Here is a 24357-nt window from a genome sequence, read left to right as displayed (position 1 = left end):
CCCGGGGGGGTCGGAAGTACCACACCAGCGGCAGGGCAGGAGTACACCATGACAGCAATTAAAGAACAGGTTGGCCGCGATGCCATCGAGCATGCCAGTATTGACGAAATCCGTAACGTGCAGTTGGAGCGTCTGAAATGGACGCTAAAGCATGCGTACGAGAATGTGCCGCACTATCGGCAGAAATTTGACGAAGCGGGCGTGCACCCCGACGATTTGCAGCAGTTGTCGGACATTTCCAAGTTCCCTTTCACGACCAAGCAGGACCTGCGGGACAACTACCCCTTCAAGATGTTTGCGGTTCCCCGTGAACAGGTAGCACGCGTGCATGCTTCCAGTGGCACCACGGGCAAGCCAACCGTGGTGGGTTACACCGCCAATGACATCTCCACCTGGGCAGACTTGTTTGCCCGTTCCATGTGGGCAGCCGGTGCCCGTCCGGGTGACATTGCCCACGTGGCTTACGGCTACGGCCTGTTCACTGGCGGTCTGGGTGCGCACTACGGTGCCGAGCGCCTGGGTTGTACCGTGGTTCCCATGTCCGGTGGCCAGACTGAAAAACAAGTTCAGCTGATTCAGGATTTTCGTCCCGACGTGATTCTGGTTACCCCCTCGTACTTCTGCAATATCGTGGAAGAGATCGAGCGTCAGGGCATGGATCCCCGCGATACCTCCCTGCGTATCGGTATTTTTGGTGCTGAGCCCTGGACCGGCCAGATGCGCCTGGATATTGAGCAGCGTGCCGGCATCGACGCTGTGGACATCTACGGTCTGTCTGAAGTGATGGGCCCGGGCGTGGCCATGGAGTGTGTGGAAAGCAAGGACGGCCCAGTGGTATGGGAGGACCATTTCTACCCCGAAATCATCAACCCTGAAACCGGCGAGCCGGTGGCTGAGGGTGAAAGCGGGGAATTGGTCTTTACCTCGCTGAGCAAGGAGGCCATGCCTGTCATTCGCTACCGCACTCGCGACCTGACGCAACTGTTGCCACCCACGTCGCGCAGCATGCGTCGTATTGGCAAGATCACGGGCCGCAGCGACGATATGGTGATTGTGCGTGGTGTGAACCTGTTCCCGACTCAGGTCGAAGAGCTGGTTCTGAAGATGCCCGAGCTGGCCGCCCAATATCAGTTGGTATTGAGCCGTAACGGCAATATGGACGAACTGGAAATCCTGGTTGAAGTGCGCCCCGAGTTCAATCACTTGAACGATGCCGAGCGTGAGCAAATGGCCCGCCGTCTGAGCCACTCCATCAAGACTTTCATCGGTGTCAGCGCACGTATCCGTGTGCTGTCCTCTGGCATGGTCGAGCGTACCGTGACAGGCAAAGCCAAACGTGTGATCGACAAGCGCGCGTTCTAAGCCTGGCGGATTGACGTTAAAAAACGGCTCTGCTCAGGCAGGGCCGTTTTTGTATTCCGCACTCTCACGGTATCATTGCAAGCTGGTAGACGGCCCATGCCGTTTTTGCTGTATTTTTTCCGATGACATCATGCTTCCAATACCGCCCGGTTTGATTGCCGGTATCGGCACCGACCTGATCCGAATCGAGCGGATTGAGCGCGCTTTAGCTCGACATGGTGATCGCTTTGTCAAGCGCATTCTGGGCGAGCAGGAGCGAGAAGTCTATGCCCGCCGACAGGCACGTGATCCGGTGCGTGGCCTGCGCTATCTGGCCACCCGTTTCGCAGCCAAGGAAGCCTTTTCCAAAGCGGTGGGGCTGGGCATGCGTATGCCGATGGCCTGGTCGCGCATGCAAACCCTGAATGCACCCGGTGGCCGCCCGATGGTGCGCCTGTCTGCGGATCTGCAAAGCTGGTTTGACGCCCGCTTCGGGGCCGTTCATATTTCCCTGACAGATGAATCCGATATGGCCATGGCCTTTGTGGTGCTGGAAGCCAAAGCGCCTGCCATTCCTTCCTTATCCTTAGCTGAGTCTGATACTAAATGAGTTCTTCCTCGCAAGCAGTACTGCCTCCGGGCCCGGTCATGGTGGACGTGCAGGGCATGGTCCTGACGGATCAGGAGCGCGAGCGCCTGCGTCACCCTCTGGTCGGTGGCGTGATCCTGTTCAGTCGTAACTTTGAAAACCGTGCTCAGCTGACCGCCCTGTGCCAGTCCATTCACGAAGCGCGCGATGAGCCTTTGCTGATCGCCGTGGACCACGAGGGGGGCCGGGTACAGCGTTTCCGCGAGGATGGCTTTACCACGCTGCCCGCCATGAGTCAGTTGGGGCAACTCTGGACCCGTGATGCCGTTAAAGCTGCTGCTGTTGCCGCCGATACGGGCTATGTGCTGGCGGCCGAGCTGCGTGCCTGCGGTGTGGACATGAGCTTTACCCCCGTGCTGGATTTGGACTGGGGGGTTAGTAAAGTGATTGGTGACCGTTCTTTCCACCGCAGCCCGCGGGCTGTGTCCATGTTGGCGGCTGGCTTGATCCGTGGTCTGAACAAGGCCGGTATGGCTGCCTGCGGCAAGCATTTTCCGGGTCATGGCGGCGTAGAGGCAGATTCGCATCACGAGATTCCCGTTGACGACCGTACGCTGGAAGAGATTCTGGACGAGGATGCCGCTCCTTACGGCTGGCTGGGCACCTTGCAGTTGCCTTCGGTGATGCCTGCACACGTGATTTATTCCAAAGTGGACCCGCTGCCCGCCGGCTTTTCGCCATACTGGATTCAGCGTGTGCTGCGCAAGGCCCTGGCCTATGACGGCGTGATTTTTTCCGACGACCTGACCATGGAAGGCGCCACTGTCGTGGGTGATATCCTGGCACGTGCTCAGGCTGCCCTGGGGGCCGGTTGCGACATGGTGCTGGTATGCAATCGTCCTGATCTGGCCGACGATCTGCTCTCGCGCCTGGATTTCACGATTTCCGAGGAATCACAAAACCGCATCCGTCGTCTGATGCCGACGACGCCAGCCTTGGATTGGGACGCTTTGCAAGCGGATGAACACTATCAATATGCCCGCGGACTTCAATCTAAAATCCTTTCTGTCTGATTTGCCGAATCTGCCGGGCGTGTACCGGCATATCGACGAACAGGGCGAGGTATTGTATGTTGGCAAGGCGCGTGATCTCAAGCGCCGTGTCAGCTCGTACTTCCAGAAAACGCTGAGCAGTCCCCGTATTGCCCATATGGTGGCGCGCGTCGCGCGCATCGAGGTCACCGTTACCCGCAGCGAGGCCGAGGCCTTGCTGCTGGAAAACAACCTCATCAAGCGCCTGCGGCCGCGCTACAACATTCTTTTCCGGGACGACAAGTCCTACCCCTACCTGATGATCAGCGCCCACCAGGCGCCCCGTATTGCCTATTACCGGGGCAGCACCAGCGGGAAAGGGCATTTTTTCGGCCCTTATCCCAACTCCTGGGCGGTGCGTGAAACCATTCAGATCCTGCAACGGGTGTTCCGTTTGCGGACCTGTGAGGACAGCGTCTACGCCAACCGTAGTCGTCCCTGTTTGCTGCATCAGATCGGGCGCTGTTCGGCTCCCTGTGTGAACCTGATCTCGCCCGAGCAGTATCAACTGGATGTGCAGCGCGCCATCAGCTTTCTGGACGGGAATACCTCTGAAATTCTGGGCGAACTGCAAGAACGCATGATGCAGGCCTCGGATTCGCTGGATTTCGAGCAGGCAGCGATGTTGCGCGACCAGATGAAAGCCTTGTCTGCCGTCTTGCAGCAGCAAAGCATGGAGCAGGTGGGCAAAGAGGATGTAGACATTATTGTGGTGCTCAATGCCGGTGGTAAGTTCTGTGTGAACCTGGCCATGGTGCGTGGTGGCCGTCACCTGGGCGACCGCGCTTTCTTTCCCACACAAATCAATGATGACACCCCCAGCGATGTGTTGGCCGCGTTTATCGCCCAGCATTATCTGGAGCGTCGCATGCCGCCGGTTCTGGTCTGTTCACATGCTTTGCCCGATGCGGACCTGATGCCCTTGCTGGCTGAGCAGACCGGCGTGAAGGCGCGCGTTGTGGTGCGTCCGCAAGGGGTGCGCAAGATTTGGCTGGAGCAGGCGACCAAGAACGCCGGTCTGGCACTGGCCCGAGTATTGAGCGAATCCACCGCCCGTGCCGATCGCACCCGCGCCCTGGCTGAATCGCTGCAATTGGATCTGGATGAGGCCCAGCTCGATGCTTTGCACATCGAGTGCTTTGACATCAGTCACACGGCCGGGGAGGCCACGCAAGCCTCCTGTGTGGTTTATAAACACCACGAGATGCAGAATTCGCTTTATCGCCGCTACAACATTGCGGGCATCACGCCCGGTGACGATTACGCGGCCATGCGTCAGGTGCTGAACCGACGTTTCTCGCGGGTTGCGGAAGGTTTGGCCCCCTTGCCCGACATTGTTCTGATTGACGGCGGCAAGGGTCAGGTGGAGATCGCCCGCCAGGTTTTTGTGGAACTGGGCCTGGATATTCACGTACTGGTCGGTGTAGCCAAGGGTGAAAAGCGTAAAGTAGGTCTGGAGACCTTGGTATTTGCCGATGATCGCCCGCCTGTGGCCTTGGGTGTGGAGTCCGCGGCATTGATGCTGGTTGCTCAAGTCCGTGATGAAGCGCACCGTTTTGCCATTACGGGCATGCGTGCCCAGCGCGCCAAAACGCGTAATGTGTCACGCTTGGAAGATATTGACGGGATTGGCGCCAAACGGCGTCAGCGTCTCTTAGCCCGCTTCGGTGGTTTTAGCGGGGTTGCCGATGCCAGTATTGATGAGCTTAGTGCGGTTGATGGAATATCCGTTGAGCTGGCCGAACGTATTTATCATGCTTTACGATAGGCGAGAGCCTTTGTTTTAAATTAGGTTGGTATCCAAGCTATGCCTTTTAATTTGCCCATCGCCCTGACGTGGCTTCGCATCGTTCTGATCCCTTTGATCGTTGCCTTGTTTTATCTGCCTGCCAATTGGTTGAGCATGGAGACACGCGATCTATGGGCCGCCTCTGTGTTTATCGTGGCCGCCGCAACGGATTGGTTTGACGGTTGGCTGGCTCGTCGCTGGAACCAGACCTCCTCGTTTGGGGCCTTCCTGGACCCGGTTGCGGACAAACTCATGGTCAGCGCCGCTTTGCTGGTTCTGCTCGATCTTGGCCGTGTGGATGCTTTTATCGCCCTGATTATCATTGGGCGTGAAATTACCATTTCGGCACTGAGGGAATGGATGGCCAAGATTGGCGCCAGTGGTAGTGTGGCCGTGCATCGCTTGGGTAAATTCAAAACCGCTGCGCAAATGGTTGCCATTCCTTGTTTGCTGTATTGGTCGCCCGTCATGGGCTTGCCGACACGGATAATTGGGCAAGCCTTGATTATTGTTGCGGCGGTTCTGACGGTCTGGTCCATGTGCTATTACTTGCAGAAGGCTTGGCCAGAGATCAAGAAAAAGCAACGTTGAGAGCAATGGCTAATTCACCAACAAGGACGCTGGACGGGGCGGGGCCTGACGGCTCACGGGACTGGCAGGTAATCGGTGTTATTGGTATTGCGCACGCCAGTTCGCATTTTTTTCAACTGATTTTGCCCACCCTGTACATCGCTTTGGGACAGGAGTTCGGTTACGACTTCCTGAAGTTGGGAGGGCTGGTCACCACTTTTTATCTGGTCTCCTGCTTTGGGCAGGCATCCTCGGGTTTTTTGGTTGACCGTATCGGTGCTTTGCCGGTTCTGAAAGTGGGGCTGTCCTGTTTTGTGGTGGCGGCTTTGCTGATTGGCATGGCCAATGGTTATGGCATGTTGTTGGCGGCCGCGCTGATTGGTGGGGTGGGCAATGCGGTGTTTCATCCCGTGGACTACTCCATTCTTAATCATCGTGTCAGCCCGGCTCGTCTGGGCCACGCCTTTAGTGCCCACGGCTTGACGGGAAATCTGGGTTGGGCCTTGACCCCTGTTTTTATCACCACGCTGACTATCTATTTCAATTGGCGCGTTGCCGTGTTGTCGGCAGCGGCCTTGATTGCGGCTGTTTTGGTACTGGTGCTGATGAATCGGGACGCCCTGGCGGGGCGTACAGCCTCGGGTGCCGTTGCAGCTCGTCCACCCAGCAAGGAGTCGGTCTGGACGACATTGTCTACCTTGCTGTCGCGTTCTTCCTTGTGGGGCGCCTTTTTGTTCTTCGCCTTTGCCACGGCGGCCATGGCAGTCGTACAGAACTACACCATTCCCATGCTGCATAGCACCTACGGCATTGATAAGGTTGTAGCGGGTACGGCCTTGTCCGGTTTTATGTTGTCCTCTGCCGCAGGGATGTTTGTAGGCGGGTTTCTCGCTTCCACAACGCCGCGCTCTGAGCTGATCGTGTTTGTGTCACTGTGCGTGTCGGGGATTTTGCTGCTGGTGCTGGGTGCCGGGTGGGTTATGCCATCTCTGGCCTTGTTTGTCGTGGGGGCGGCTGGTTTCTGCTCGGGCATCGCCTCGCCATCGCGAGACATGTTGATACGCCGTGTCACCCCCAAAGGCTCTACGGGTGCTGTTTACGGCTTGGTTTACTCTGGCATGGACGTCGGTTCTTCCCTGGCACCGGTGGGTTTTGGCTTGCTGCTGGACATGGGATTGACGCAGGCTCCCTGGTATGGCGCAGCCGTCGGGTATTGGACGGCGGCTGGCTTGGCCGTGTATGTGGCCTCTACCGTCAGCCGCGCAACCAAGTCCTGATTGACTTGAAGCGATTCATGGCTACTTGGACAGCCATAAAAGAAAACCCCAAAAACCTATCAGGTTTTTGGGGTTTTTGCCTGTCCAGGCTGTGTCTTGGCGCGGGGCTTGGTACTGTAAAAACAGAAAAGCGCATTGGTCTTCCCGGTTCAAGCATCTCTATCCAGCTTTATATAGCGATCACTGACGGGCGAGTCGTGGCTCTTCCACACTGTCCGCATGGCTGCTGCGCCAGGGGTTGATATCCAGGCCTCCACGGCGGGTGTAACGCGCATACACCCGCAAACGCTCTGGTTGGCAGCTTTGCTGGATATCGCTGTAGAGACGTTCCACACAATGTTCATGGAATTCAGTGTGACGGCGCAGCGAGACGATATAGCGCAGCAAGGAAGCCGGATCAATCTGCGGTCCGGTATAGCGTACTTGCACACTGCCCCAGTCGGGCTGGCCCGTGACAGGGCAATTGGACTTGAGCAAATCAGAGACTAGAGACTCGGTCACGATGGGGGCGTCTGGCAGGCATTTCAGCAAACCGCTTTGTGGCGTGTAGTCCTGAATACTGATATCCAGCTCATCAATGCAGTGGCCGTCCAGTTGGGCAATAGGCTGACCATTCAAGGTGCTGAGCGGAATCAGCGTCACATTGACGGCCGCACCGGCAACCGTACTCAAGTCGTGCTCCATGCGCTGTACAAGACTGGCCATGTCTTCCACAAGCTCATCATTAAACGAGTTCAGGTAAAGCTTGAAAGACTTGGACTCGATGATGCGTGGGCTGTTCCAGGGAATGACAAAACGTGCCAGAGCGACAACGGGCTTTCCCTTGGGATTGAGCCAGGAGATTTCGTAACCGTTCCAGATGTCGGCACCATGCCATTGTTCCGGAATGCGAAGTGCCTGTCGGTTCAGGGAGCGATCAATGCCAAACAGGACACTGGGATCGTACCGCGTGGGATACACCACATCATGTCCAAGAGGCGAGTCTTTCAGTGGGGAGGTGTTGCTCATTGGCGGGTATTGCAGAAATAGACAAGAAAACCGGTGCTGGGGGAGGTGTTCACCGGGCGGCATAAGAAGGATTATCCCACATTGTGAAATCCTTGTCTCAGTATGCAAAAAACGGCTTTCGCGCCGCACATTTTTTCATTTCATAAACAGGTAAGTCATTTCATATCTCGAAATAAATTGTGTATGTGCATGATATTTAACAAAAAAATATTTACTCTTATATAAGATAGAAAACATGGTTGCAATGCAGCATTTGGGTAGACTGTAGTCATCTTGTTCACTGTTAAATCCATCTTAGGAGTCCATCATGAATGCTCGAGAAACTGAGATCCGCAACTTGCAAAAACGCTGGGCAGAAGATCCACGCTGGCAAGGTATCAAGCGTGCTTACACCGCTGAGGAAGTCATTCGTTTGCGTGGTTCTCTGGTCGAGGAGCACACGCTGGCTCGCCGTGGCGCTGAGCGTCTGTGGCAATCCATCAATCAGGAACCCTTTGTGAATGCACTGGGCGCCCTGACGGGTAACCAGGCCATGCAACAGGTCAAGGCTGGTTTGAAAGCGATTTACTTGTCGGGTTGGCAAGTGGCTGGCGACGCCAACAGCGCCGGCGAAATGTACCCTGACCAATCGCTGTACCCCGTTAACTCGGTGCCTTCCGTGGTGCGTCGCATCAACAACTCCCTGGCCCGCTGTGATCAGATCCAGTGGATGGAAGGGGTGAACCCGGGCGACGAAGGCTACGTGGATTACTTCGCTCCTATTGTGGCCGACGCGGAAGCCGGTTTCGGTGGTGTGCTGAACGCATTTGAACTGATGAAAGCCATGATTGTGGCGGGTGCTGCTGGCGTTCACTTCGAGGATCAACTGGCCTCAGCCAAGAAATGTGGACACTTGGGTGGCAAGGTGCTGGTGCCCACTCGTGAGGCTATCTCCAAGCTGGTGGCTGCTCGTCTGGCGGCTGACGTGCTGGACGTTCCCACGATTCTGGTTGCCCGTACCGATGCAGACGCAGCAGACCTGATCACCAGCGATGTGGACGAGTATGATCGCCCCTTCATTCTGGATGAACGTACGGTGGAAGGTTTCTACCGCACTCGTGCCGGTCTGGACCAAGCCATTGCCCGTGGTCTGGCCTACGCGCCTTACGCCGACCTGGTCTGGTGCGAAACCTCCACACCGGATCTGGAATACGCACGTCGCTTTGCGGAAGCCATCCATCGTCAGTTTCCTGGCAAGTTGCTGTCCTACAACTGCTCGCCATCGTTCAACTGGAAGAAGAATCTGGACGACGCTACCATTGCCAAGTTCCAGCGCGAGCTGGGTGCCATGGGCTACAAGTTCCAGTTCATTACCCTGGCTGGTTTCCACGCACTGAACTATGGCATGTTCGAACTGGCCCACGGCTACGCCCGCAACCAGATGAGCGCCTTCGTTCAACTGCAGGAAAAAGAGTTCGCTGCTGCACCCCTGGGCTTTACCGCTGTGAAACACCAGCGCGAAGTGGGTACAGGCTACTTTGACGCTGTCACTCAGACAGTGGAAGCCGGTAAGTCCTCGACAACCGCACTGGCCGGCTCGACCGAAGCCGAGCAGTTTGCGCCCTCCGAGGCATAAGCAGGACAGGGAAGGGTAGATAGCCCCTTCTCTGGTTGCAGGCAGCCCACCGTACGCTCCAGTCGGTGGGCTGCTTTTTTATTTGGGTACAGACTTTTTGCTTAAAAGCTACATTTTTCAAATATCAAATTTTAAGGCTTGATATTTGATGGCAGTGGTTTTTTTAGGCTGTGGAAGTGCAAAAAAAAGCGTGAAAAACGGGCACGAAAAGATTTGTGAAACGGGTGGTCAGAGCTGCCTGCTTTTAAATTGAGGGTTCACTGTTTCGTGAGTTGATTGGTATGCACAGAGCGGCGTTTTTTCATGCAAGGTATTGATAATAAATCCATTCTCATAGCGAGAGGGCGTGCTGGATTTGGCTGTGCAAGGAGCAAATCGCCAATGCACAATCGTTGTTTTACCTTGTGTTTTGGCATAAAAAAAAGGCTGCCAAGTAGCAGCCTTGAAAGCATTGAACAGTTAGCGCCGTGTTGGGGGGGGAACGGCCTGAACAAGATGCATAGGGACAACGATATAGGATCCAAACAAAGTCGTATTGATTTAAATCAAGAATGAAGAAATATCAGTGGCTTATAGTCCTTCCATGCGCGCATATTCGATTTTTTCTCTCCCAAAGCCTCTCACTGATGAGCAGCGGTCGCGTCGGCGACACACCTTAGCCCGTTTGGGTTTGTCTTGGCTGGCTGCCATGCAGGTGATGATGTTTGCTTTTCCGGGTTATATGCGCTCCTTCAGCACTCGCGCGGAAGATATCGAATCGCTCTCGCAAGTCATTGTGCTCATGAACTGGGCCGGTCTGTGCTTGACCATGCCCGTTGTCCTGTACTGTGCCTGGCCTATCTTGAAAGGGGCAGTGAAAAGCTTGTCCGAAGGTCGCGTAGGCATGGATGTGCCGGTGGCCTTGGGCATTGTTGGCGCCTTCCTGCCCAGCGTCTACAACACCTGGACGCAGCAGGGCGAGGTGTATTACGACTCGGTCACGATGTTCGTGGCCTTTTTGTTGACGGCCCGTTATTTGGAGCTTTGCGCGCGCCAGTCTGTGATGCAGTCCGCATCCCATGACCTGATCGAACGCTTTCGCCAGTCCGTGACAGGTCATGCCAATACCTTGGCATTCTGGTTTGTCAGCATTCAACTGGTACTGGCCGCCGCCTTTGGTTTGGTCTGGTACTGGATGGACCCTTCGCACGTCGTTCCCGTTGTGGTTGCCATGCTGGTCATGAGCTGTCCCTGTGCCATGTCCATGTCGGTTCCCTCCGCCGTTGCTTCAGCGCATGCCGGCTTGCTGGCTCGACCTGCCAAGAGCGAGTTTGAAGTGGTACAGCTGACCCAGCAAACGGGTCGCATCGCCCGTCAAAACCTGTATGGTTCGATTATCTGGCATTTGCTTATGACTCCCTTGGCTGCCGTGGGGATTGTGGCCCCTTGGTTGGCCGCTGTCAGTATGCTGGTGTCCTCTTTGGCCGTGGCGGCCAACTCCTGGCGCATCTATCGTAGCCGCAGCCGCGAGGTACCGGCCCAGTGGACGGGCCCAGCAGCAAGGCAGGGCTGATATGTTTGGCTCGTTGCTGGTCCTGATCCCTATCTCCATTTTTTTGGTCATTGTTATCGGCGTGTCTTTCTGGTGGGCCATTTTTGCTGGCCAGTTTGAAGATACGGGCAATGCGGCTGACTCCATCTTGCAGGACGACGACTCCACAGCGGGTCTGTCGGGCGCAGAGCGTCCACCTGACACCTGATTCTTACTGATTTGTTTTTTAGCCCTGCAAATGGTCGGCGACACACAGTCTGCAGGGCGGAAATACGCACGAATGCGTGCTTTCCGATGTTTTTTGATAAGCATCAAGTAGCAGTTTATCGACTTGCGGGATGATGTAAGTTGTTGTCGCTTGTATTAACAATGTTTGTTTAGGGGAAGCAAATGGGCACTTCCGATGCAGTCGGAAATAACGCCGAAGTCTTCAATTACGGGATCGTGAGACAGTTCACCATCATGACCGTATTTTGGGGCGTCATCGGCATGGCAATAGGCCTTTTTATTGCCTTGCAGTTGATTTGGCCAGAACTCAATTTCGACACACCGTGGCTTAGTTTTGGGCGTTTACGTCCACTGCATACGAACGCTGTGATTTTTGCCTTTGGTGGAACTGGCTTGTTTGCCACTTCCTACTATGTGGTACAGCGTACCTGTCAGGCCCGTTTGTTCTGCGATAAGCTGGCTGCCTTTACCTTTTGGGGGTGGCAGGCTGTGCTGGTGGCTGCGGTCATTACCCTGCCTATGGGCTACACCAGCTCCAAAGAGTATGCCGAACTGGAATGGCCCATCGACATCCTGATCACGCTGGTCTGGGTGGCTTACGCCATTGTGTTCTTTGGCACGATCGTCAAGCGCCGTGTGCGTCACATCTATGTAGCCAACTGGTTCTTTGGCTCCTACATTGTCACGATCGCTGTCTTGCACATTTTCAATAACCTGGAACTGCCAGTCAGCTTCATGAAGTCCTACTCGGCCTACGCCGGTGTGCAGGACGCCATGGTGCAGTGGTGGTACGGCCATAACGCCGTGGGCTTTTTCCTGACCACGTCCTTCCTGGGCATGATGTACTACTTCATCCCCAAACAGGCCAACCGTCCCATTTACTCCTACCGCTTGTCCATTGTCCACTTCTGGGCTCTGGGCTTTACGTACATGTGGGCCGGTCCTCACCACTTGCTGTACACCTCTTTGCCAGACTGGACGCAATCGCTGGGTATGGCGTTCTCCCTGATTCTGTTGGCCCCCTCCTGGGGTGGCATGATCAACGGCATCATGACCTTGTCCGGTGCCTGGCACAAGCTGCGTACGGATGCCATCCTGAAGTTCATGGTTGTGGCTTTGTCCTTCTACGGTATGTCTACCTTTGAAGGTTCCATGATGGCTATCCGTACGGTCAATGCGCTGTCGCACTACACCGACTGGACAGTGGGTCACGTGCACTCCGGTGCGCTGGGCTGGGTTGCCATGATCACCTTCGGCTCCTTGTATTACTTGATCCCACGTCTGTACGGCCGCACTGAAATGGCTCGTCCTCGTCTGATCGACCTGCATTTCTGGCTGGCGACCCTGGGCGTTGTGCTGTATATCGCCGCGATGTGGATTGCCGGCGTTATGCAAGGCCTGATGTGGCGTGCTACCAGTGTGGATGGCACCTTGACCTACAGCTTTGTGGAGGTCGTGAAGGCGACTTACCCCTTCTACGCAATCCGTGCTTTGGGCGGCGCCTTCTTTGTGGCCGGTATCTTGCTCATGTCCTGGAACGTGTTTCTGACCATTCGTGCAGGTCAAAAAGATATCAACCCTGTTGTGCCTCTGAAAAACCCGGATGCCCGCGACCCAGCACTGGTGGGCCAGACCACCTTGCTGGCCTAAGGAGTAAATCATGGCTAATGACACTAATAAACGCTTTTCTCATGCCACGATCGAGAGAAATACCGGGCTGCTGATTATTCTGAGTATTTTGGTGATTTCCTTCGCGGGCTTGGTACAAATCGTTCCTTTGTTTTTTCAGCACTCGACCACCCAGCCCACTGAAGGGGTTGAGCCGTACGAGCCCTTGCGCCTGATGGGGCGTGACATCTACATCCGCGAGGGTTGTGTAGGTTGTCACTCCCAGCAGATCCGTATGTTGCAGTCCGAAGTACAACGCTATGGTCCTTATTCGCTGGCTGGTGAGTCGGTGTACGACTACCCCTTCTTGTGGGGCTCCAAGCGTACCGGCCCGGATTTGGCCCGTGTGGGTCAGCGCTACAACGACGAGTGGCACCGCATTCACCTGCGCAATCCACGCAATGTAGTGAAAGAGTCCAATATGCCTGCCTATCCTTGGCTGCAGAAAAACTCGGTGGAAGGGGCAAATATCCAGGACCGTATGAATGTGCTGCGTAAGTTGGGTGTGCCTTACACGCAGGAACAAATTGATGCCGCGCCAGAGCAATTGGTAGGCAAGACCGAGGAAGACGCGGTCGTCGCTTATCTGCAGGGCTTGGGTGTGGCCAGTCGCGACGCAGCTGCCAAGGCTGTGGAGCAGGGGAGCTTCTAAATGGTAGCCATCATCAACGGTGTTATGACTGCTTTGGCGATGGCAACCTTCCTTGGCATTTGCTGGTGGGCGTTCTCTCGGGGACGCCGCCAGGCCAACGAAGAAGCCGCGCTTCTGCCTTTCGCCTTGCCCGACGAGGGAAGCAACGATAAAAACCCTGGGGGTTCCGAATGAGTGACTTTTTTAATAATGGCTGGAGCCTGTGGATTTCCGGCATTGCCTTGCTTGGCATTATATTTTGTTTATGGCTGCTCTTTACCCAGCGCGCATTTCTGGGCAAAACCGTAGACGTGGAAGAGACCGGTCACGTCTGGGACGGCGATTTGACCGAGCTGAATACACCTGTGCCTCGCTGGTGGACGGTGATGTATATCGGCCTGTGTATCTTTGCTTTGGGTTATCTGGTGCTGTATCCCGGTTTGGGTAGTTTCAAGGGCACCTTGGGCTTTACCGCTGGTCAGCAGGTCAAGCAACAGCAGGCCGAAATCAATGCGCGCCTGGAGCCTGTCTACGCTCGTTACCGCGACATGCCTATTGAAGAGATTGCTCATGATTCGCAAGCTCGTGAAATTGGTCAGCGCCTGTTCCTGAATAACTGCGCCCAGTGCCACGGCTCGGACGCTCAGGGTTCCCCGAGCTTTCCTAACCTGGCTAATAAAGCCTGGTTGTGGGGGGGCGAGCCCGATGCAATTCTGTACACCATTACTGAAGGCCGTACCGGCATCATGCCGCCACAGTCCCAGTTCAGCCCAGCTGAAGCCTCGGATGTGGCTCAGTATGTGCGTTCTTTGTCTGGCCTGGCAGCAGATCCTTTGCGTCTGGTTGCGGGCAAGCGCGTGTACGACAGCGCATGTTTTGCCTGTCACGGTGCGGATGCCAAAGGTAACACGCTGATGGGGGCGCCTGATCTGACAGATGATTACTGGCTGTATGGCAGTTCCGAGGCCACGATTGTTCAGACGGTGCTACAGGGCCGCACGAACCAGATGCCGGCACAAAAAGGAACGCTGACGCCAGAGCAGATCCGGTTGCTGGCAGGTTGGGTCTGGGGCTTGTCCAATCCCGCGCCTACCCAAGCTAACTAACGTGTTTTAAATTGATCTGACGTCTTCAGGACATGCAATGAGTAGTGATTCTTCCCAACCCAGTGCTGATAATGCGCAGGGAACTGTGCCCAAGTGGCAACCTCCACGTAACACCAAGGGAGCGGGTGGAACCTCTCCGCAAGTCGAGAAGGCGCTGGTCGATGTCCGCAGTAAAATCTATCCACGATCCGTCAAGGGCGTGTTCGCCCGTTGGCGGATCTGGATGGTGTATTTCACGCAGATCATTTTCTATGGTTTGCCTTGGTTGGAATGGCATGGTCGTCAGGCCGTGCTGTTTGACCTGCTGGAGCGCAAGTTCTATATCTTTGGCATGATTCTGTGGCCTCAGGACGTTATTTACCTGACGGTGCTGCTGCTGATATCTGCCTTCTCCTTATTCCTTTTCACTGCCATGGCGGGCCGCTTGTTTTGTGGCTACGCCTGTCCGCAGACGGTCTACACCGAGATCTTCATGTGGGTCGAACGCAAGGTAGAGGGAGACCGTCTGGCGCGTATCCGCCTGGATGAGCAGGCCTGGAACGCTCGCAAACTACGCCTCAAAGCCACCAAGCACTTCCTGTGGGTCGTGATCGCTTTGTGGACCGGTTTTACCTTTATTGGCTACTTCGCTCCTATCCGCGAATTGGGTGGTGAACTGATCGCTTTGTCCCTGGGCCCTTGGCAGTGGTTCTGGCTCTTGTTCTATGCCTTTGCCACCTGGGGTAACGCTGGTTTCATGCGCGAAGCCGTCTGTAAGTACATGTGCCCCTACGCACGGTTCCAAAGTGCCATGGTGGACAGCGATACTTTTGTGGTGACCTACGACTTCGTGCGTGGTGAAACCCGCGGTGGCCGATCTCGCAAGATTGATCACAAAGAGGCGGGCATGGGCGACTGTGTGGATTGCAGTCTCTGTGTTCAGGTCTGCCCGACTGGAATCGATATTCGTGATGGCCTGCAATACATGTGTATTGGCTGTGGCGCCTGTGTGGACGTCTGTGACCAGGTCATGGATAAGATGGGCTATGAAAAAGGCCTGATTCGCTACACCTCGGAGCGTGCCATCAAGGAACGCATGACGCAGTCTCAGGTGCGACGCCGTATGCTGCGTCCGCGTGTGCTGTCTTATATCCTGATCCTGGGCGTTATTTGTGGTGCTTTCGTCTATACCTTGGCGACCCGTACGCCCATGCGTGTGGATGTGATCCGTGACCGTGGTGCACTGGGACGTGAAGTGCCCGGTGGCATGATTGAGAACGTGTTCCGTTTGCAAGTCATCAACACCTCGGAAGAGGCTATGGAGCTGCAGTTGTCTGTCACTGGTCTGGAGGGCGCGCGTATTCATTTGACCGAGAACGGCCAGGATCATATTCAGGTGGCGCCTGCCGGCAATAGGCTGCTGCCGGTTGTGGTGCAAGTCCCAATTAGTAGTGCCAAACCGGGCCTGTATGATATTTCCATTCAGGCGACGGGCGAGCATGAAGGTGGCCGCAAGACGTATGTGAACGAACGTAGTAGTTTTTACATTCCTCAGTAACTTTATAAAGAGCAAAACATGGACGAATCAAAGGACAGTGGACCCTGGTGGCGCGAGCCGTGGCCATGGTTGTTGATGGCGGGGCCAGCTCTGGCTATCGTGGGCTGTGTCATTACCATTGTGCTGGCCTTCCAGAACTTCAGTAATCAAGGGATTACAGATGGGGGGGTCAAACAGGGTCTGGTTGTCAGCAAGGTAGAGTCGGCACCCGAGCAGCCTTAAAAAGTAGTTGATACACCGTTACGCTGGGGTTGAGAAAAGTATGTTTCCGTTCAAGAAGGGGGTACGAATGACCATCCGATCGTTGATGTGGATACTGTGGCCTTCATTCCTGGTCGCCGGGGTGCTGAGTGCAATTGTGTTTGCTTTGGTAGACCCGTTGGACATCATTGTGCTTGGACATATGCAAGTAGATCGACTGACTTTTTATACGGTGGCGTTTTTTCTGTTTTGGCTGGCCGCTGCGGTGGCGTGTGCGCTTAGTTTGTATATGTCAGCCGGTTCGCCAGCGCTACAGGCTGAACCGGCAGATAGCCTGGACTGAAGCATGCATTGGCCAAGATAAAAAAGCACATGCAAATTGCATGTGCTTTTTTTTAAGCGTTTGACGCAGGGGAGCGATACAGTAGGCTTAGAGACGTCCAGTAACCCGCCTGCGTCCCCAGGTAGCAGTCAGGGGGATTAGTCGCACTCTGTGCCGGCCAGGGTGCGCAGGGCGGCCAGATCCAGCAAGTGAACTTCGCGCTGGGAGATTTTCAGCAGACCTTCGCGTGCAAAACGCGAGAACAGGCGGCTGACGGTTTCCAGTGTCAGGCCCAGGAAGTTGCCGATTTCTTCGCGGCTCATGCGCAGAATGAATTCGTAAGGGGAATAGCCAAGCAGCGACAGGCGCTGGGACAGGTTCAGCAAGAAGGCGGCCAGGCGTTGCTCGGAACGCAGTCCGGCCAAAGTCATCATCAATTGATGAGCGCGGTTGATTTCCTTGCTCATCAAGCGACGGAACTGTTGTTGCAAGATAGGCAGTTGGGCCGACAGGCGGTCCAGATCATCGAGGCGGATCACACAGACCTCGCTGTCTTCCAGGGCGATGGCGTGGGAGACATGGCGATTTTCAACCAGGCTATCCATGCCAAGGATTTCTCCTGGTAACAAAAAGCCCGTAATCTGGATGTGGCCGGTGGAGTCTTCCAACTGCATCTTGATTGAACCAGAGCGCAGGCCATAGATTCCCTCGACTGAGTCGGCCAGTCGAAACAGCACGCCGCCCTTGGGGATGCGGATGCGCTCCTTGACTAATTCGTCCAACCGCTCCATTTCATGCTTAGGCATCCCAAGAGGTAGACACACCTCATTGAGCATACAGCTGGAGCAGCGTATGGAGTCAGCGGTAACCGAGATACGTTTTTGCATAAGGAATAATGTCAGATGGCGAAACGCGAAATCTTTGAGTCAAATCAAGTGTAATTGTAGCTTTTTATTGGTTGGTATTCCCGCTAATCCTTAATATGTTTAGTTCTTAAGGCTCTTCTCATGCGGGAAACGGCTGCTCATGCCGGGTACAGCGTAGTCAGACCATTCTTGCCCGGTTGTTGTTTAAAAGCGATCTAAACACTTGAATACTGGGTTTTTGTCCTTATCTTCAATTCATCCTGTTATTTGTTGCGAGATCTGGGCGAGCAGTATTGAGTAACTGTTTGCTTTAGCTTATCGCATATTTTCTCAAGTGAAAATTCTATGCGAATCGATAAATTGACAACGAAGTTTCAACAGGCTCTAGCCGATGCGCAGAGCCTGGCTGTTCGCGAAGACAATCCCTATTTGGAACCTGCTCACGTACTGGTCGCCTTGCTGGCGGATGCCGACTCTGGCACAGGCAGCTTGCTGGCTCGTGCGGGCGTTGCCATTCCCCGTCTGGAAAACGAGCTTAACCGCCTGATCTCCAATTTGCCCAAGGTACAAGGGGCGGAAGGTCAGCAGCAGCTTAGCTCGGCTCTGCAAGCTGCTTTGGCGAAAACCGACAAGGAAGCCGCTCAGCGCGGTGACACCTATATCGCCAGCGAATTGTTCCTGCTGGCCTTGGCTGATGACAAGGGCGAAACCGGTCGTGCTTTGCGCGACGCGGGTTTGCAGCGTCGTGCGCTGGAGGCGGCCATTGAAGCCGTACGCGGTGGAGCCAATGTGAATGACGCCGAAGGTGACAGCAATCGTGAAGCCTTGGACAAATACACCACTGACCTGACTGAGCGTGCTCGTCTGGGCAAGTTGGACCCGGTGATTGGCCGTGATGACGAGATTCGTCGCACCATTCAGATTTTGCAGCGTCGTACCAAGAACAACCCTGTGCTCATTGGTGAGCCAGGGGTGGGTAAGACTGCCATTGTGGAAGGTTTGGCGCAGCGTATCGTGAACAACGAAGTGCCTGAAACCTTGAAGGGTAAGCGCGTTCTGGTGCTGGACCTGGCGGCTTTGCTGGCCGGTGCCAAGTACCGTGGCGAATTTGAAGAGCGTCTGAAAGCAGTTTTGAAAGAACTCTCCAAGGATGATGGCAAAACCATTGTTTTCATTGACGAGCTGCACACCATGGTGGGCGCCGGCAAGGCCGAAGGCGCCATGGATGCGGGCAATATGCTCAAACCCGCCTTGTCACGTGGCGAGCTGCACTGTATTGGTGCCACTACGCTGAACGAGTACCGCCAGTACATCGAGAAGGATGCCGCTCTGGAGCGTCGTTTCCAGAAGGTGTTGGTGAACGAGCCGGATATGGAGTCCACCATTGCGATTCTGCGCGGTTTGCAGGAACGTTATGAACTGCACCACGGTGTGGCGATTACCGACCCCGCCATTGTGGCCGCAGCCGAGCTGTCGCAGCGTTACATTACGGATCGCTTCCTGCCCGATAAGGCCATTGACCTGATCGACGAGGCCGCGGCCCGTATCCGTATGGAGATCGACTCCAAGCCCGAGGTCATGGACAAGCTGGATCGCCGCATCATTCAGTTGAAGATTGAGCGTGAAGCCGTCATCAAGGATACCGACGAGGCCTCTCAGCGTCGTTTGCAGGCCATCAATGACGAGATGGAAAAGCTGCAGCGCGAGTACAACGACTACGAAGAAATCTGGAAGGCCGAAAAAGCGGCGGTTCAGGGTTCGCAAGTCGTTAAAGAGGAAATCGAGAAGGTTCGTGCCGAAATGGCCGAGCTGCAACGCAAGGGCCAATTCGACAAGTTGGCCGAGCTGCAATACGGCAAGCTGCCCGAGCTGGAAGAGCGTTTGAAAGCGGCTGAAGCCAATATGGACAAGGCTGATCAGGACAAGCCCCGCTTGCTGCGTACCCAGGTCGGTGCCGAGGAAATTGCAGAAGTGGTCTCGCGTGCAACCGGTATCCCCGTGTCCAAGATGATGCAGGGTGAGCGTGAAAAGCTCTTGCAGATGGAAGACTATCTGCACAAACGTGTGGTCGGTCAAGGTGAAGCGGTACGTTTGGTGTCGGATGCCATCCGTCGCTCGCGTGCGGGCTTGTCTGATCCGTCCCGCCCGTATGGCTCCTTCCTGTTCCTGGGACCAACTGGTGTGGGCAAGACCGAGCTGACCAAGGCATTGGCCAACTTCCTCTTTGACTCCGAGGATCACATGATTCGTATCGACATGAGCGAATTCATGGAGAAACACTCGGTGGCTCGTTTGATCGGGGCGCCTCCCGGCTATGTGGGCTACGAAGAGGGCGGTTACCTGACCGAGGCTGTGCGTCGCAAACCGTATTCGGTGATTTTGCTGGACGAGGTGGAGAAAGCACACCCTGACGTCTTTAACGTGCTCTTGCAGGTGCTCGATGATGGCCGTTTGACCGATGGTCAGGGCCGTACGGTGGACTTTCGCAATACGGTGATCATCATGACCTCCAACCTGGGCTCACAGCATATTCAGCGTTTGTCGGGCGAACCTTACGATGTGATCAAGGACGTGGTGTGGGAAGAGGTGAAACAGCATTTCCGCCCCGAGTTCCTGAACCGTATCGACGAAGTGGTGGTGTTCCACGGTCTGGAAGCAGAACACATTGCGTCCATTGCTCGTATCCAGCTTGAACGTCTGGATCAGCGCCTGGCTCAGCGTGACATGCATCTGGAAGTGAGCGATGCTGCTTTGGCGCAGTTGGCCAAGGCCGGGTTCGATCCTGTGTTCGGTGCCCGTCCTTTGAAACGTGCTATCCAGCAGTATATTGAAAACCCGGTGGCACGGCTGATTTTGGAAGGCCGCTTTGGTCCTAAAGATGTGGTGCCTGTGGACTGGAAGGACGGTGAGTTTACGTTTAGTCGCAGCATTCAGTAATGAGCAGGGCTCTGATGGCGATGGTGCTGTCGGATGGTTTGATTAGCCATTTTGATTCTCGGAGAGACTGATCAATCCAGTCGCTGGAGACGAGGTGGTGAAGTAGGCTACCGTGCCGTATCTCGTCATCAACGCTGCAAAGAAAAAACCGCCTTGGATTTTCCAAGGCGGTTGTCCTCATTGATAGTCGGAGTACGCGGTCTTGATGCTGTGCGATGTTGTTTTGGGTTGAAGCGATTGGAACACTAGTCGGTCAGCATTGAGATGAGTGTTGCTGCTCCGTGTCGTAGATGGGTGATGGTTTGCTAATTGTCCATCGCCTGACGTCCAAACCATTCCCGCTTGTGGTCTCGCAAGCAATGAGCTTGCTGCAAGATGATCAAGCCAGTCGCCAGCCTATCTCCGCTTTTACGCGTTCTCTTGAACAGGAGCCGGAGGCGGTGTCAGGTCCAGCTCATCCTTGCCGTAGAACTTCACACCGATCTCGATGCGAGGGCGGCCTTGCGAGCGGCGGTGGCGGTTGGTGTCGCGCAGCGAGTAGACGCAGCCGCAGTATTCCTGCTGATAGAAGTTTTCACGCTTGCTGATCTCCAGCATGCGCTGCGAGCCACCACCTTTGCGCCAGTTGTAGGTCCAGTACTTCATCTCCGGATAACGGGCTGCGGCGCGTTCGCCACAGTCGTTGATCTGGTTCATGTCTTTCCAGCGCGAGATGCCCAATACGCTGGAGATGATGTCATAGCCATGCTCGTGGGCATAGAGGGCCGTGCGCTCAAAGCGCATGTCAAAGCAGACCGTGCAGCGTTCGCCTCGCTCGGGGGCGTGTTCCAGGCCGCGTACGCGCTCAAACCAGTTGTCTACGTCGTAGTCGGCATCAATGAACTTGATGCCGTGCTGTTCGGCGAAGCGGATGTTTTCCTGCTTGCGCAGTTCGTACTCGCGCACCGGGTGGATATTGGGGTTGTAGAAGAAAACGGTGTATTCAATTCCCGAAGCGTGCAAGGCCTCCATCACCTCGCCCGAACAGGGGGCGCAGCAAGAGTGCAGCAGCAATTTCTCGCGCTTCTCCGGCATGGTTAAAACTGGACGATTGAGCTGAGTGGACATGAATCTGAATCCGAGAAAAAAGCGCCCTGGATCGGTCGCGCAATAAATCAATGCGCCTATTGTAGATTCTTGGCAAAGTTTAGTGAAATCAATCTGTTGCCTTAGTACCCCAGAACCTCATCCCATAGCCGTGTAACGGCCTGCCGTTCCTGGGTCAGCTCGGTTTGTGGCACACGGGCTTTCTCGGCCCCTTCCAGACGCAAAGCGTGCTGACGTCGACGCAAGGCGCGATACGCATCGGCAACTTCCTGGGCATGGTCAGGCGCAATCAGGCCCGCCTGGGCAGCAATGCCCAGCAAGGCGATATTGCCCAGGTTCTCCAACAGTTTGGGGTGCTCACGGCTATGGCACAGCACCAGATATTGGGTGATGAACTCCACATCCACCATACCGCCACGGTCGTGTTTCAAGTCAAACAGCTCGCTGCGGTTGGGGTGCCCGGCACTGATCTTGTCACGCATGTCCAGAATGTCGGCGCGCAGTTTGCGGCGGTCGCGCTCCATCAACAGGATGGAGCGGCGGATTTCATCGAAGCGGTCCTTGATCTGCGTATCTCCGGTCACGAAACGGGCGCGGGTAATGGCTTGATGCTCCCAGGACCAGGCGCTACGAGTTTGATACTGCTCAAAGGCATCCACGCTGACCGCCAGCAAACCGGCATCACCATCCGGGCGTAAACGCAGGTCGATCTCGTAGAGACGTCCCGAGGAGGTCATGGCCGATAACCAACTGGTCATGCGGCGGGCCAGTTTGATGTATCGCTCCACATGGTCCTGACTGGGATCATCGTACAGAAATACCAGATCCAGGTCGGACGCATAACCAATTTCCTTGCCTCCCAGCTTGCCGTAGGCAATGACCGCAAAGTGGGGGGAGGTGTCCTTGTCTGGGGCCAGGCTGCGGGGGCGCGTCAGTGGCCAGGTGCGCTCCAGTGTTTCGGCCAGCATCATATCGGCCAGAGCCGAAAGCTGGTCGGCCAGTGCCTCGACGGTCAGTACACCTTCCAGGTCCTGGGCCAGTAATTGAAACGTGATCTGGTGCTGCCAGTCGCGCATCATGTTCATTTGCTGTTCGACATCGGCCTGGCCATCGGGCAGACGGCAGGCGTCAAGATCGCGGCACATTTGCTCGGACAGGGCGACAAAGTCTGGAATCTCCATCAGTGAATGCCACTCGATCAGGCTGTCCAACAAAAGGGGGTATTGAGCCAGATACTGTGCGGCCCACGGGCTGGCCGAGACAATACGGGCAACGCGTGCCAGCGTGTCCGGATATTCGGCCAGCAAGGCCAGATACGCACTGCGCTGGGCGATCAGTTCGATCAGGTTGAACAGGCGGGTTGCCGTCATTTCCGGGTTTTCAGAGCGGCAGGCGTAGTCCTGGGCCAAGGGGATCAAGCGTTGTACGCGATCCAGACTGGCATTGGGCAGGCTGCGCAGACGATGGCTGTTCAGCAGAGCCTGACGCAATTGCTCAATGCGTTCCCGCAAAGCTTGATCGTGCTCTGCGCGACTTACTTCAGGGGTGGGGGCGGTCGTCGATGGGGGGGCGGCACTGGCTTCTTCCCCCATGCCTGCCAGACGGAAGGCGTTGCGGAAGGTATGCGACACAAACTTCCTGTGCTGGCCAAGTTGCTCATCGAAATCAGCCAGACTCAGGCCCAAGGTAGCCGCCAGCTCGGTGCGCAGCTTCTCGTCCTGGGGCAGCAAATGGGTTTGTTCGTCCTCACGGTATTGCAGGCGGTGTTCGACACGCCGCAAGAAGGTATAGGCGGCCAGCAGCTTGTCGCAGACCTCCTGGTCCAGCAGACCGGCCGCACATTGACCGCGCAGGGCCTCGTGCAGGCTGGGTGTTTGTAGGGAGGGTTGTCGTCCGCCGCGAATCAACTGATTGAGCTGGACCACAAATTCAATTTCTCGAATCCCGCCATCGCCCAGCTTGATGTTGTGCCAGGTTTCCACGCCATTGCGGTTCAGGGCGCGGCGCGTCCAGTCCTGGCGAATGCGCTCGCGCAGGCCGCGCAAGGCAGAGAGGGCATCAAAGTCAAAATATTTGCGGTACACAAAAGGGGTGCGCAGTGCCTCGAAGTGATGCACATCACCGGCGCTGCGGCTGCCCTCAAAAGCCTGGGCCTTGATGGGGCGGGCCTTGATCCAGGCATATCGTTCCCATTCCCGGCCTTGGTTGACCAGATAGTTTTCCAGCGCCTGCATGCTCCAGGCCAGCGGCCCGGAATCTCCGTCCGGACGTAGGCGCAGGTCTGTGCGAAATACCTGTCCGAAGGCGTCGGTATCGGAGAGCATGGGCATCATGCGCTGGGTTACCTTGCCGTAAAACTCGTGATAGCTCAGGGGACGGCGGCCATCGGTTTCGCCGTCCTCGTCGTAGAGCATGATCAGGTCGATGTCCGAGGATACGTTTAATTCCCCTCCACCCAGCTTGCCCATACCTAAAATAATCATCTCCTGGGGCAGGCCAGTTTCCGAGTTTCTAGGAATACCGTGTACGTCAGCCAGTTGCCGGGCCACGGTTTCATAGGCTTGTGCGACGGCCAGATCCGCCAGGCTGCTCATGGCCAGCATGACCTCTTCAAGAGGGGCCAGACCATTGATGTCGCGAATCATCAGTAGCAGAAAGACCCGTTCACGCAGTTGACGCAAGGCCTGGCGCACTTGTACCAAACGATCATTTTCGGGTTCGGGCAGTAAAGTCCTATACCATTGCGTAATCAGAGCGGGGGTGACAGGGTGCTGGGCTTGCTCTTGCAACCACGCCCCAAATTGTGGCTGAGCGTTTACTTTTCGACGCAAGGGGCCGGACCATTGCATCACGGGCTTCAATATAATGGACTGGCTCATACGATAAGAGGCTTTTCGGATAAGGGGGGACGACAAGTGAGGTGGCTTGTCTGACAAGGCCGGAAATGACCGTATCTAACTATAC

The 24357-nt window shown here is 55.6% G+C and carries 21 protein-coding genes; 17 read left to right on the top strand and 4 right to left on the bottom strand.

Features of this window, described 5'->3' with window-relative positions; genetic code table 11:
* Positions 1-48 precede the first annotated feature (48 nt).
* The 6 genes from paaK (at position 49) to ACDI13_RS01820 (ending at position 6657) form a co-directional block, all read left to right on the top strand.
* Positions 49-1362, top strand: coding sequence for a phenylacetate--CoA ligase PaaK (gene paaK / locus ACDI13_RS01845; RefSeq protein WP_316988935.1), 1314 nt, complete (start codon positions 49-51; stop codon positions 1360-1362).
* A 130-nt stretch (positions 1363-1492) separates the two neighbouring features.
* Complete coding sequence (gene acpS, locus ACDI13_RS01840; RefSeq protein WP_316988934.1) at positions 1493-1951, top strand: holo-ACP synthase; 459 nt, start codon at positions 1493-1495, stop codon at positions 1949-1951.
* Positions 1948-3003 carry a beta-N-acetylhexosaminidase gene (gene nagZ, locus ACDI13_RS01835; protein ID WP_316988933.1) on the top strand — a complete coding sequence of 352 codons (1056 nt, stop codon included), beginning with the start codon at positions 1948-1950 and terminating at the stop codon, positions 3001-3003. Before acpS ends, nagZ begins: the two co-directional genes overlap by 4 nt.
* A complete protein-coding gene (gene uvrC, locus ACDI13_RS01830; RefSeq protein ID WP_316989019.1) occupies positions 2966-4789 on the top strand; it encodes an excinuclease ABC subunit UvrC in 1824 nt (607 codons plus the stop codon). The genes nagZ and uvrC overlap by 38 nt, the downstream gene beginning before the upstream one ends.
* A gap of 39 nt (positions 4790-4828) precedes the next feature.
* Positions 4829-5401, top strand: a complete 573-nt coding sequence (gene pgsA / locus ACDI13_RS01825; RefSeq protein WP_316988932.1) for a CDP-diacylglycerol--glycerol-3-phosphate 3-phosphatidyltransferase — start codon at positions 4829-4831, stop codon at positions 5399-5401.
* Positions 5402-5406: 5 nt separating this feature from the next.
* Positions 5407-6657, top strand: a complete 1251-nt coding sequence (locus ACDI13_RS01820; protein ID WP_316988931.1) for an MFS transporter — start codon at positions 5407-5409, stop codon at positions 6655-6657.
* 180 nt (positions 6658-6837) lie between these two features.
* On the opposite strand, the gene queF is transcribed toward ACDI13_RS01820, so the two are convergent.
* Entirely contained in the window at positions 6838-7665 is an 828-nt protein-coding gene (queF, locus tag ACDI13_RS01815; protein ID WP_316988930.1) for an NADPH-dependent 7-cyano-7-deazaguanine reductase QueF, read from the bottom strand.
* Between the two features lie 307 nt (positions 7666-7972).
* Between queF and aceA the strand changes: the two genes are divergently transcribed.
* From aceA to ACDI13_RS01765, 10 genes are all read left to right on the top strand, one after another.
* Complete coding sequence (gene aceA / locus ACDI13_RS01810) at positions 7973-9280, top strand: isocitrate lyase (protein ID WP_316988929.1); 1308 nt, start codon at positions 7973-7975, stop codon at positions 9278-9280.
* 583 nt (positions 9281-9863) lie between these two features.
* A complete protein-coding gene (locus ACDI13_RS01805; protein ID WP_316989018.1) occupies positions 9864-10832 on the top strand; it encodes a hypothetical protein in 969 nt (322 codons plus the stop codon).
* Between the two features lies 1 nt (position 10833).
* Positions 10834-11019, top strand: coding sequence for a cbb3-type cytochrome oxidase assembly protein CcoS (ccoS, locus tag ACDI13_RS01800; RefSeq protein ID WP_316988928.1), 186 nt, complete (start codon positions 10834-10836; stop codon positions 11017-11019).
* A gap of 182 nt (positions 11020-11201) precedes the next feature.
* Positions 11202-12689: a cytochrome-c oxidase, cbb3-type subunit I gene (gene ccoN, locus ACDI13_RS01795; RefSeq protein ID WP_094197092.1), complete on the top strand. Its 1488-nt coding sequence runs from the start codon at positions 11202-11204 to the stop codon at positions 12687-12689.
* 10 nt (positions 12690-12699) lie between these two features.
* On the top strand, positions 12700-13359 hold the full coding sequence (gene ccoO, locus ACDI13_RS01790; RefSeq protein ID WP_316988927.1) for a cytochrome-c oxidase, cbb3-type subunit II: 660 nt from the start codon (positions 12700-12702) through the stop codon (positions 13357-13359).
* Positions 13360-13533 (top strand): cbb3-type cytochrome c oxidase subunit 3, encoded by a 174-nt coding sequence (locus ACDI13_RS01785; protein ID WP_094197090.1) that lies wholly within the window; start codon positions 13360-13362, stop codon positions 13531-13533.
* On the top strand, positions 13530-14444 hold the full coding sequence (gene ccoP, locus ACDI13_RS01780) for a cytochrome-c oxidase, cbb3-type subunit III (RefSeq protein WP_316988926.1): 915 nt from the start codon (positions 13530-13532) through the stop codon (positions 14442-14444). Before ACDI13_RS01785 ends, ccoP begins: the two co-directional genes overlap by 4 nt.
* Before the next feature lie 37 nt (positions 14445-14481).
* Positions 14482-15981, top strand: coding sequence for a cytochrome c oxidase accessory protein CcoG (ccoG, locus tag ACDI13_RS01775; RefSeq protein ID WP_316988925.1), 1500 nt, complete (start codon positions 14482-14484; stop codon positions 15979-15981).
* A gap of 18 nt (positions 15982-15999) precedes the next feature.
* Positions 16000-16203: a FixH family protein gene (locus ACDI13_RS01770; protein WP_316988924.1), complete on the top strand. Its 204-nt coding sequence runs from the start codon at positions 16000-16002 to the stop codon at positions 16201-16203.
* Positions 16204-16270: 67 nt separating this feature from the next.
* The gene (locus tag ACDI13_RS01765; RefSeq protein ID WP_316988923.1) at positions 16271-16525 is read left to right on the top strand and encodes a hypothetical protein; all 255 of its coding nucleotides are present in this window, start codon (positions 16271-16273) and stop codon (positions 16523-16525) included.
* A 137-nt stretch (positions 16526-16662) separates the two neighbouring features.
* On the opposite strand, the gene ACDI13_RS01760 is transcribed toward ACDI13_RS01765, so the two are convergent.
* Positions 16663-17391, bottom strand: a complete 729-nt coding sequence (locus ACDI13_RS01760) for a helix-turn-helix domain-containing protein (RefSeq protein ID WP_009455938.1) — start codon at positions 17389-17391, stop codon at positions 16663-16665.
* Between the two features lie 324 nt (positions 17392-17715).
* On the opposite strand from ACDI13_RS01760, the gene clpB reads away from it, so the two are divergent.
* On the top strand, positions 17716-20307 hold the full coding sequence (clpB, locus tag ACDI13_RS01755; protein ID WP_316988922.1) for an ATP-dependent chaperone ClpB: 2592 nt from the start codon (positions 17716-17718) through the stop codon (positions 20305-20307).
* 408 nt (positions 20308-20715) lie between these two features.
* Here the strand turns inward: clpB and ACDI13_RS01750 are convergent, their stop codons facing one another.
* On the bottom strand, positions 20716-21414 hold the full coding sequence (locus tag ACDI13_RS01750) for an epoxyqueuosine reductase QueH (RefSeq protein ID WP_316988921.1): 699 nt from the start codon (positions 21412-21414) through the stop codon (positions 20716-20718).
* Between the two features lie 101 nt (positions 21415-21515).
* A complete protein-coding gene (gene glnE / locus ACDI13_RS01745; protein ID WP_316988920.1) occupies positions 21516-24272 on the bottom strand; it encodes a bifunctional [glutamate--ammonia ligase]-adenylyl-L-tyrosine phosphorylase/[glutamate--ammonia-ligase] adenylyltransferase in 2757 nt (918 codons plus the stop codon).
* Positions 24273-24357: the final 85 nt, after the last annotated feature.

It is taken from the genome of Alcaligenes faecalis (assembly GCF_041521385.1).
Taxonomy (GTDB): Bacteria; Pseudomonadota; Gammaproteobacteria; order Burkholderiales; family Burkholderiaceae_B; genus Alcaligenes; species Alcaligenes faecalis_E.
The sequence above is the reverse complement of the archived record's forward strand: the minus strand, read 5'-3'. Positions and strand labels throughout refer to the sequence as shown.

What these genes read in the sequence shown, in the direction of transcription:
- ACDI13_RS01750 (WP_316988921.1), bottom strand. Translation starts at nt 21,414, where the DNA reads ATGTCCACTCAGCTCAATCGTCCAGTTTTAACCATGCCGGAGAAGCGC.
- ccoN (WP_094197092.1), top strand. Translation starts at nt 11,202, where the DNA reads ATGGGCACTTCCGATGCAGTCGGAAATAACGCCGAAGTCTTCAATTAC.
- ccoP (WP_316988926.1), top strand. Translation starts at nt 13,530, where the DNA reads ATGAGTGACTTTTTTAATAATGGCTGGAGCCTGTGGATTTCCGGCATT.
- ACDI13_RS01765 (WP_316988923.1), top strand. Translation starts at nt 16,271, where the DNA reads ATGACCATCCGATCGTTGATGTGGATACTGTGGCCTTCATTCCTGGTC.
- aceA (WP_316988929.1), top strand. Translation starts at nt 7,973, where the DNA reads ATGAATGCTCGAGAAACTGAGATCCGCAACTTGCAAAAACGCTGGGCA.
- ccoO (WP_316988927.1), top strand. Translation starts at nt 12,700, where the DNA reads ATGGCTAATGACACTAATAAACGCTTTTCTCATGCCACGATCGAGAGA.
- clpB (WP_316988922.1), top strand. Translation starts at nt 17,716, where the DNA reads ATGCGAATCGATAAATTGACAACGAAGTTTCAACAGGCTCTAGCCGAT.
- ACDI13_RS01770 (WP_316988924.1), top strand. Translation starts at nt 16,000, where the DNA reads ATGGACGAATCAAAGGACAGTGGACCCTGGTGGCGCGAGCCGTGGCCA.
- ACDI13_RS01760 (WP_009455938.1), bottom strand. Translation starts at nt 17,391, where the DNA reads ATGCAAAAACGTATCTCGGTTACCGCTGACTCCATACGCTGCTCCAGC.
- queF (WP_316988930.1), bottom strand. Translation starts at nt 7,665, where the DNA reads ATGAGCAACACCTCCCCACTGAAAGACTCGCCTCTTGGACATGATGTG.
- pgsA (WP_316988932.1), top strand. Translation starts at nt 4,829, where the DNA reads ATGCCTTTTAATTTGCCCATCGCCCTGACGTGGCTTCGCATCGTTCTG.
- glnE (WP_316988920.1), bottom strand. Translation starts at nt 24,272, where the DNA reads ATGAGCCAGTCCATTATATTGAAGCCCGTGATGCAATGGTCCGGCCCC.
- nagZ (WP_316988933.1), top strand. Translation starts at nt 1,948, where the DNA reads ATGAGTTCTTCCTCGCAAGCAGTACTGCCTCCGGGCCCGGTCATGGTG.
- ccoG (WP_316988925.1), top strand. Translation starts at nt 14,482, where the DNA reads ATGAGTAGTGATTCTTCCCAACCCAGTGCTGATAATGCGCAGGGAACT.
- ACDI13_RS01805 (WP_316989018.1), top strand. Translation starts at nt 9,864, where the DNA reads ATGCGCGCATATTCGATTTTTTCTCTCCCAAAGCCTCTCACTGATGAG.
- paaK (WP_316988935.1), top strand. Translation starts at nt 49, where the DNA reads ATGACAGCAATTAAAGAACAGGTTGGCCGCGATGCCATCGAGCATGCC.
- acpS (WP_316988934.1), top strand. Translation starts at nt 1,493, where the DNA reads ATGCTTCCAATACCGCCCGGTTTGATTGCCGGTATCGGCACCGACCTG.
- ccoS (WP_316988928.1), top strand. Translation starts at nt 10,834, where the DNA reads ATGTTTGGCTCGTTGCTGGTCCTGATCCCTATCTCCATTTTTTTGGTC.
- ACDI13_RS01820 (WP_316988931.1), top strand. Translation starts at nt 5,407, where the DNA reads ATGGCTAATTCACCAACAAGGACGCTGGACGGGGCGGGGCCTGACGGC.
- uvrC (WP_316989019.1), top strand. Translation starts at nt 2,966, where the DNA reads ATGCCCGCGGACTTCAATCTAAAATCCTTTCTGTCTGATTTGCCGAAT.
- ACDI13_RS01785 (WP_094197090.1), top strand. Translation starts at nt 13,360, where the DNA reads ATGGTAGCCATCATCAACGGTGTTATGACTGCTTTGGCGATGGCAACC.